This is a genomic window from Sphingomonas sp. Leaf25 (genome assembly GCF_001421635.1).
In the GTDB taxonomy this organism is placed as follows: Bacteria; Pseudomonadota; Alphaproteobacteria; order Sphingomonadales; family Sphingomonadaceae; genus Sphingomonas.
Window position 1 is genome coordinate 83,490 of the sequence record NZ_LMKU01000033.1, and the last position, 8,106, is coordinate 91,595.

Consider the following 8,106-nt stretch of genomic DNA (forward strand, 5'->3'; position numbering starts at 1 on the left):
GGCGCGACAAGCCGGGCGGCCGCGCCTATTACTGGGAGCGCGACGGCTTCGTCTTCGACGCCGGCCCCACCGTCATCACCGCGCCCGAGGCGTTGCAGGAGCTGTGGGGCCTGACCGGGCGCGACATGGCCGAGGATGTGACGCTGCGCAACGTCTCGCCCTTCTACCGGCTGAACTGGCCCGACGGCACCAATTTCGACTATACCAACGACGACACGCTGCTGCGCTCCGAGATCGCCAAGCTGAACCCCGACGATATTGCGGGCTATGCCCGGTTCCTCGATTATTCGGCGGGCGTGTACGAGGAAGGCTATGTGAAGCTCGGCCACGTCCCCTTCCTCGACTTCGCCTCGATGATAAAGGCCGCGCCCGCGCTGATGAAATATCAGGCGTGGCGATCGGTCTATTCGATCGTGTCGTCGTTCGTGAAGAACGAGAAGCTGCGCCAGGCGCTGTCGTTCCACACCCTGCTCGTCGGCGGCGATCCGATGAAGACCAGCAGCATCTATGCGCTGATCCACAAGCTGGAGCGTGACGGCGGCGTGTGGTTCGCGATGGGCGGCACCAACCGCCTCGTCGCCGGCATGGTGCGCCTGTTCGAAAAGCTGGGCGGCACGATGATGCTCGGTGATCCGGTCAAGAGCATCGACACGCTCGGCGACCGCGCGACCGGCGTCACGACTCAGGGCGGCGTGGTGGTCGGTGCCGACATGGTCGCGACCAACGCCGATCTGGTCCACAGCTACCGCGACCTGTTGTCGGGATCGCGCAGCGCGAAGCGCACGACGCAACGCCTCGAGAAGAAGCGCTTCTCGCCGTCGCTGTTCGTCGTGCATTTTGGCGTCAAGGGAACGTGGCCGGGCATCCCGCACCACATGATCCTGTTCGGCCCGCGCTATAAGGGGCTGCTCGCCGACATCTACGACCACGGCGTGCTGTCGGAAGATTTCTCGCTCTATCTCCACCACCCGACCGTCACCGATCCGTCGATGGCGCCCGAGGGGCATTCGACCTTCTATGCGCTGTGCCCGGTGCCGCACACCGGCAAGTTCCCGGTCAACTGGGACGAGATCGGCCCGATCCTCGAAAAGCGCATCCTCGACGAGGTCGGCCGCCGGCTGATCCCCGACATCCACGAGCGGATCGTGACGAAGTTCAGCTATATGCCGAGCGACTTCACCCGCGACCTCAACGCCCATCAGGGATCGGCCTTCTCGCTCGAACCGATCCTGACGCAGAGCGCCTATTTCCGCGCGCACAACCGCGACGACGACATTTCGAACCTGTACGTCGTGGGTGCCGGCACCCATCCGGGCGCGGGCATCCCCGGCGTCGTCGGTAGCGCCAAGGCGACCGCCGGGCTGATGCTGGGCGACGAGGGGTAAACTGCTCCCCTCCCTGACAAGGGAGGGGTCGGGGGTGGGTAGGTTCGGGGCGGGCGGACCGCTCCCTCCTGGACCNACCCCAACCCCTCCCTGTCAGGGAGGGGCTATATCGGCACCTTGCCCACGCTCCCCACTTGGCGTAGCGCCCCTCCCATGAAGCGTCTTGCCGTATATTGCGGGTCGGCGACCCCGGCCGATCCCGTCTATATCGATTCCGCCCGCGCCGTCGGTCGCGCGCTCGCCGAACGGGGCATCGGCGTCGTCTATGGCGGCGGGCGACTCGGGTTGATGGGCGCGGTCGCCGATGGCGCGATCGAGGCGGGTGGCGAGGTGATCGGCGTGATCCCGACCGCGCTGGTCAAGGCCGAAGCCGCGCACCGCGGCCTCAGCGAACTCCACGTCGTCGAGACGATGCACCAGCGCAAGCAGGCGTTCACCGATCTCGCCGACGGCTTCGTCACCATCCCCGGCGGCACCGGCACGATGGACGAATTGTGGGAGGCGATGAGCTGGGCGCAGCTTGGCTATCATGCCAAGCCGGTCGGGCTGCTCAACGTCGCCGGCTTCTACGACCATCTGATCGCCTTCGTCGCGAAGATGGCCGAGGTCGGGTTCATGCGCCCGATGCACCGCGACATATTGATCGTCGCCGATACGCTCGACGTGCTGCTCGACCGGATGGCGGCGCATACCCCGGTGCGGGCGATCATCACCATGGCCGCCACCGACCTTTGATGCTCGATCGGCCCGCGCTGGTCGCGCATGCCCGCGACACCATCGCGCGCGGCTCGAAGAGCTTTGCGGCGGCGAGCAAGCTGTTCGACCCGCAAACCCGCGAACGCGCATGGCTGCTCTATGCGTGGTGCCGCGCATGCGACGACCTCGCCGACGGGCAGGATCTGGGCCACGGCATGCAGCGGGTGGGCGACGCGCAGGCGCGGATCGACCTGATCCGTGCGCGCACCGCGCAGGCGCTTGCCGGGCAGGCGACCGGTGATCCGGCGTTCGACGCACTGGGCGTCGTCGCCGCCGAGGTCGGACTGCCCGAGGCGATCATCCATGACGTGATCGACGGGTTTCAGCTCGACGCCGACGAGTGGCGGCCGGTCAGCGAGGCCGATCTCTACCAATATTGCTATCATGTCGCCGGCGCGGTCGGCGGGCTGATGGCGGTGGTGATGGGCGTCCCCGCCGACCAGCACGACACGCTCGACCGCGCGTGCGACCTCGGGCTGGCGTTCCAGCTCGCCAACATCGCGCGCGACATCGCCGAGGATGCCGGGGCGGGGCGCTGCTACCTGCCCGCCGACTGGCTGGACGAACTGGGCATCGATCCGGCCGACCCGCTGGCCGACCGCGCGAAACTGGCGGTCCTCGCCCGGCGGATGGCGACACGCGCGGCGCTTCACGAGGACAGCGCGCGCGTCGGCGCGGCGCGGCTGCCGCTGCGCTCGGGCTGGGCGGTGCTGGCGGCGGCCGACATCTATGGCGGCATCGCGCGCAAGGTCGCCGTCGCCGGCCCCCGCGCATGGGACCAACGCCAGACCACGTCGAAGGGCGAGAAGCTGGTGGCGATCGCCAGAGCCTATGTCGCCGCGCGCTGGCGCCCGGCAAGGGACACCCCGCGCGATCCCGTGCTGTGGACCCGGCCGCGCTGACTGCGGCCAGCGCAATACAGCGGTTCGTAACACCTCCCCTCCCTGACAGGGAGGGGAGCCGGTTGCGAAGGGCGCCGGCCGCCTACAACTGATGCCCGGTCCGGTCGCGCTTGGTCGCGAGATAGCGTTCGTTATGCGGATTGGCCGGCAGATGATGCGCCACCCGCTCGATAACGGTGATGCCTGTCGCCTCCAGCCCGGCGACCTTCGCCGGATTGTTGGTCAGCAAGCGGATGCGGTTCTGCCCCATCAGCGACAGCATCCGCCCCGCCACGCCGAAATCGCGCGCGTCGATCGCGAAGCCCAGCCGCGTGTTGGCGTCGACCGTGTCGAACCCCTGATCCTGCAAGGCATAGGCGCGCAGCTTGTTGACCAGCCCGATCCCGCGCCCCTCCTGCCGCAGATAGAGGAGGATGCCCCAGCCGGCATCGGCGATGGCATGGATCGCGGCATGCAACTGCGGCCCGCAATCGCACTTCAGGCTGCCCAGCACGTCGCCGGTCAGGCATTCGCTGTGCAGCCGCACCAGCGGCGGTGTTCCGTCCGGCTGGCCGATCAGCAGCGCGACATGCTCGCCCGCCGCATCGGGGGTGCGGAACGCCACGATCTCGCTGTTCTCGGCTCCCGCGACTGGCAACCGCGCGCGGGCGACGATGGCGAGGCGGTCGGCATGTTCGTGCGCGTCGATCGCCGCCGGGGTGATCGTCACTTCCGCGCCTTCGCCGCCCGCGACGAACGCCGGGAGCAGTCCCGCGACCCGCGCGAGGCGTAGCGCGGCGGCCGCCGCCACCGGTGCCGGCGAAGCGATCCCCCGGAACGGCCCCTTCATCGGCGTCGCCAGATCGAGCTGTGGATCGGCCAGCGCGGTCAGCGCGGCGAAATCGGTCCATGCCTCGCGCCGGATCGCCACCGGCTGGTCGGGTTCGGCCGCCGCGCGCTGGTTGACGATCTTGAGCGTCTCGGCCCGCCCGAACGACAGCAGGACATGCGCCGAGCGATCGGGATCGAAGCCGGCAAGGCGCAGCGGATCGGCGGTCTCGATCGGCAGCAGCGTCAACGTCGGTTCGCCCGGCGCGGCAATCGCGATCGGCCAGCCGCGCCGCAGCGCGTCGATCGCGCGGGCGACGTCGCGCGGCTCGCTCAAAGCGCGAACTCGGTGACGATCGGTACGTGGTCGCTGGGTTTCAGCCAGCTTCGGCAATCCTCATGGACGCGGTGCGCGACCGCCTTGGGTGCCAGCGCGGGGCTGGCCCACATATGGTCGAGCCGCCGCCCGCGATCCGACGCCGCCCAGTCCTTCGCGCGGTAGCTCCACCATGTATGGAGCCGTGCCGGCGCGGGGTGGAAATGCCGGCCGAGGTCGACCCAGTCGTTCGCCGCCTGCAACCGCGCCAGCGTCTCGACCTCGATGGGGGTATGGCTGACCACGTCGAGCAGCGCCTTGTGGCTCCACACGTCGCTCTCCAGCGGGGCCACGTTGAAATCACCGGTCAGCAGGACGGGCGTGTCGCCCAGCCCCCTCGACCAGTCGATCATGCGGTCGAGGAAGTCGAGCTTCTGCCCGAACTTCGGGTTCACGTCGCGGTCGGGCACGTCGCCGCCCGCCGGGATATAGACGTTCTCGATCCTGAGGCCATTGGCCAGCGCCACGCCGATATGCCGCGCCTCGCCATTCGCCTGCCAGTCGAGCCGGTCGTCCTCAGCCAACGGCAATTTCGAGAGGACCGCGACGCCGTGGTGCATCCGCTGCCCGTTGATCGCGATATGGGTGTAGCCAAGGCGGCGCAGCGGGTCGAACGGGAAGTCCTGGTTCACGACCTTCGTTTCCTGAAGGCACAGCACGTCGGGCCGCGCTTCGCGCAGGAAGCGTTCGACGATGTCCATGCGGAAGCGGATCGAATTGATGTTCCACGAAGCGACGGAAAGCGTGTCCATGGGCGATGCCTGTATCGCGGCGCATCGCGGCGCGCCAGACATGGAAAGGCCCTCGCTCCGGGGGCATGGAACGAGGGCCGACCGTGCGTTCATCACGCAGGCGGGCGTCGAGGACCCGGGCAACAGGGGGAAAAATCCCGGACGCGCCCCAACACCGCAAGACCGGTCCTAGCGGGAGAAACCTGTCGCTTTGATGAACGTCATGCGTATTCGTTGTAAAAAGATGGCGTTCGGCGGACATTCTCCCCTACCTGACAAGGGAGGGTCCGGGGGTGGGTAGGCCAGCGAGGGAACGCCAGCACCCGCCCCAAACCAACCCACCCCCGACCCCTCCCTTGTCAGGGAGGGGAGAAGTGTTGCCCTACCGCCGCCCGCGCGACGGTTCGTTGAAGCGGAACGCCGAATCGGCCACCGGCGCATTGAACCGCTGGCCCGTCAGCCGCACCGTCGTGCGATTCGCCTGCGCATCGAGCGCGACCCAGCCTTGCAGCATCAGCCCGGCCGGCGCGGACGCCTGCCGCCCGAAGATCATCGTGATGCGGCCATATTCGGGACGCTTGGGGTCGTAGGCTTCGACGCTCACGACGCGCGGATCGCTCGACGGCACGACGCGGGCGAATTTGGACGCATCGCGCGCCGGATTGAGCAGGATGCCGAGCGGCGAGTTGCCGATCGGCCAGCGCTGCTTCTGTCCGACCTGATAGTCGAGGAAATAGAGCGACTTGCCATCCGACACGAGCAGGATCGGCACGCCCTTCTCATATTGGAAGCGGATCTTGCCCGGCTTCTTGAGCGTCAGCACACCCGACAGGACGCGGCCGTTGCGATCGGTCTGGGTGAAGTTCGCGGTCATCGTCTCGACGGCGGAGAGGTGCCGCTGGACCGAGGCGAGGTCGTTCTGTGGCGCCTGCGCGTGAAGCAGGGCGGGAGCGGCAAGGGCAACGGCAAGCGCGAGCGGGCGAATGGGGCGTCTCCAGATCATGACCACCCTGTTGGCGGCGGCGCATTGAACGCGGCGTGAACCCGACCGGTTGCGTTGTCCCTGTCTCCCCTCCCTGACAAGGGAGGGGAGGATGTCGCGCTACCTTACAGCCGGTGTTCGCCCTTCACCCAGCGTACCGTGCCCGAGCTGGCGCGCATCACGACGCTTTCGGTGGTCATCTTGCCCGGCATCCGCTTGACCCCGTCGAGCAGCGAGCCGTCGGTCACGCCGGTCGCGGCGAAGATGCAGTCGCCGCGCGCAAGCTCGGTCAGGTCATATTGTTTGTCGAGGTCGGTCACGCCCCACTTCGCCGCGCGCGCACGCTCGTCGTCGTTGCGGAACAGCAACCGGCCCTTGAACTGCCCGCCGACGCAGCGCAGCGCGGCAGCCGCCAGTACGCCCTCGGGCGCGCCGCCCTGGCCCATGTACAGGTCGATGGTGGTGTCGGGGTTGGTGGTCGCGATCACCCCGGCCACGTCGCCGTCGCCGATCAGCATCACGCCGCAGCCCACCGCGCGCAGCTCGGCGATCATCGCCTCGTGGCGCGGACGATCGAGCACGCACACGATGATGTCGTGCGGGTCGACGCCCTTGGCCGCCGCCACCGCCGTCACATTCTGCGTCGGCGACCGGTCGAGATCGATGATGCCCTCGGGATAGCCCGGCCCGCAGGCGATCTTGTCCATATACACGTCCGGCGCGTTCAGCAGCCCGCCCTTCTCGGCGATCGCCAGCACGGCAAGGCTGTTCGGCCCGGCAGTGGCGCAGATGGTGGTGCCTTCCAGCGGATCGAGCGCGATGTCGATCTCCGGCCCCTTGCCGATGCCGACCTTCTCGCCGATGAACAGCATCGGTGCCTCGTCGCGCTCGCCCTCGCCGATCACGACGGTGCCGTCCATGTAGAGTTCGTTGAGCGCGGCGCGCATCGCCTCGACGGCGGCGGCATCGGCCGCCTTCTCGTCGCCGCGCCCGACCAGCGTCGACGCGGCGATCGCCGCCGCTTCGGTGACTCGCACCATTTCCAGAACGAGTACGCGGTCGAGAGTGCTGCTCACAGGATTCATTCAGGTATCCTCCCCGTTAAACGGTTTAAACACCCGATAGGCGACCTGCTCTTGCCGGGCAAGCCGCGTCGCGCGATGCTGTTCGAAGTCTGTCCGGAAATGCGTCGACACGCATTGCGCGGCGCCGGCCCGCTCCTCCACTCGGCCACCCATCAGGATACTCAAGTGGGTGGCCGGGTGGGGGAGCGGGCCGGCACCGCCTTGAAATTCGCTTTTCCGCGAATTTTCAAGCAGGCTATCAGATAGCGGCGGGCGGAGGAGCGAATCGATGGCGGCGGTGGCACTGTGGCTGGCGATGCTGGCCGACGAGACGAGCGTGGCGGCGGCGATGGCGCGCGCCCGCGCCGCGACTCGCATCGACACGCCGTGCCGCGAAGGGGCTGCCCCCGACGAGATCGTGGTGTGTGCCGCGCGCAACGCCGATCGCTACCGTGTGCCGCTCGTCACCGCGCCCGCGCCGGGCGATCCCAGGGCGGTCGATGCGCTGGGCGAGCGCGAGCGGTTGCTGGCGGTGCCGCAACTGCCCTGCGGGGTCGGCGCGTTCCTGCAAGGCTGCGGCTCGGTCGGCGTCAGCGCCAGTACGCGCGGCGGGGTGAAGCCCGGCACGCCGCGCCCGCTCGCCAGATAATCGCCGGTGGTGTTGGCGGACGGATCGGCCTAGGCTCCTGAAATCCGGTCGGTATCACCACCGGATGCCAAAGGGATTTCCGCCGATGCCGTCGCTGCTCCTGCTCGCGCTGCTGCTACAGGCCGCGCCGGCCGCCCCCACGCTCGGGATCGAGGACCCGGTCGATTGCGCCGCCACGCCCGGCGCGCTGGCCTGTCGCAAGGGCGCGGCGCGCTATCGCCTGCCGATCGACGACGACCGCGTGTTCGACCGCAAGGCCGACGGACTGAGTCAGGACGGCCGCGAATGCGGACTGGTCGGCCCGAAAGTCTGTACCCGCAAGCCACGCACGATCCTGTCGACCGCGCCGAAGGAATAGGAGTGGTTTGAAAACGCGCAGAAGCGCGTTTTGCGGTACCGGCCCGCTCCCCCACCCGGCCACCCATTCAGAATACGCTGTGGGTGGCCGGGTGGG

The 8,106-nt window shown here is 68.4% G+C and carries 9 protein-coding genes; 5 read left to right on the plus strand and 4 right to left on the minus strand.

The features are described 5' to 3' along the window. From ASE78_RS15425 to ASE78_RS15435, 3 genes are all read left to right on the plus strand, one after another. Window positions 1–1,385 (plus strand): phytoene desaturase (locus ASE78_RS15425; RefSeq protein ID WP_056499156.1); only part of this gene is annotated, 1,385 nt, incomplete at its 5' end. A gap of 153 nt (window positions 1,386–1,538) precedes the next feature. Further along, entirely contained in the window at window positions 1,539–2,120 is a 582-nt protein-coding gene (locus ASE78_RS15430; RefSeq protein WP_056498307.1) for a TIGR00730 family Rossman fold protein, read from the plus strand. Then, the gene (locus ASE78_RS15435) at window positions 2,120–3,043 is read left to right on the plus strand and encodes a phytoene/squalene synthase family protein (RefSeq protein WP_056498309.1); all 924 of its coding nucleotides are present in this window, start codon (window positions 2,120–2,122) and stop codon (window positions 3,041–3,043) included. Before ASE78_RS15430 ends, ASE78_RS15435 begins: the two co-directional genes overlap by 1 nt. Before the next feature lie 82 nt (window positions 3,044–3,125). Here the strand turns inward: ASE78_RS15435 and ribA are convergent, their stop codons facing one another. The 4 genes from ribA to glpX all read right to left on the minus strand — a co-directional run bounded on the left by ribA (window position 3,126) and on the right by glpX (window position 7,024). After that, window positions 3,126–4,187: a GTP cyclohydrolase II gene (gene ribA, locus ASE78_RS15440; protein WP_056498311.1), complete on the minus strand. Its 1,062-nt coding sequence runs from the start codon at window positions 4,185–4,187 to the stop codon at window positions 3,126–3,128. Continuing rightward, on the minus strand, window positions 4,184–4,978 hold the full coding sequence (locus ASE78_RS15445) for an exodeoxyribonuclease III (RefSeq protein ID WP_056498313.1): 795 nt from the start codon (window positions 4,976–4,978) through the stop codon (window positions 4,184–4,186). The genes ribA and ASE78_RS15445 overlap by 4 nt, the downstream gene beginning before the upstream one ends. A gap of 361 nt (window positions 4,979–5,339) precedes the next feature. After that, window positions 5,340–5,960 carry a LolA family protein gene (locus ASE78_RS15450; RefSeq protein WP_056498315.1) on the minus strand — a complete coding sequence of 207 codons (621 nt, stop codon included), beginning with the start codon at window positions 5,958–5,960 and terminating at the stop codon, window positions 5,340–5,342. Window positions 5,961–6,064: 104 nt separating this feature from the next. After that, entirely contained in the window at window positions 6,065–7,024 is a 960-nt protein-coding gene (glpX, locus tag ASE78_RS15455; protein ID WP_056498317.1) for a class II fructose-bisphosphatase, read from the minus strand. A gap of 268 nt (window positions 7,025–7,292) precedes the next feature. Between glpX and ASE78_RS15460 the strand changes: the two genes are divergently transcribed. Both ASE78_RS15460 and ASE78_RS15465 read left to right on the plus strand, forming a co-directional pair. Further along, on the plus strand, window positions 7,293–7,652 hold the full coding sequence (locus ASE78_RS15460) for a hypothetical protein (protein ID WP_055762253.1): 360 nt from the start codon (window positions 7,293–7,295) through the stop codon (window positions 7,650–7,652). Window positions 7,653–7,737: 85 nt separating this feature from the next. Next, on the plus strand, window positions 7,738–8,010 hold the full coding sequence (locus tag ASE78_RS15465) for a hypothetical protein (protein ID WP_055762256.1): 273 nt from the start codon (window positions 7,738–7,740) through the stop codon (window positions 8,008–8,010). The last annotated feature ends 96 nt before the right edge of the window (window positions 8,011–8,106 follow it).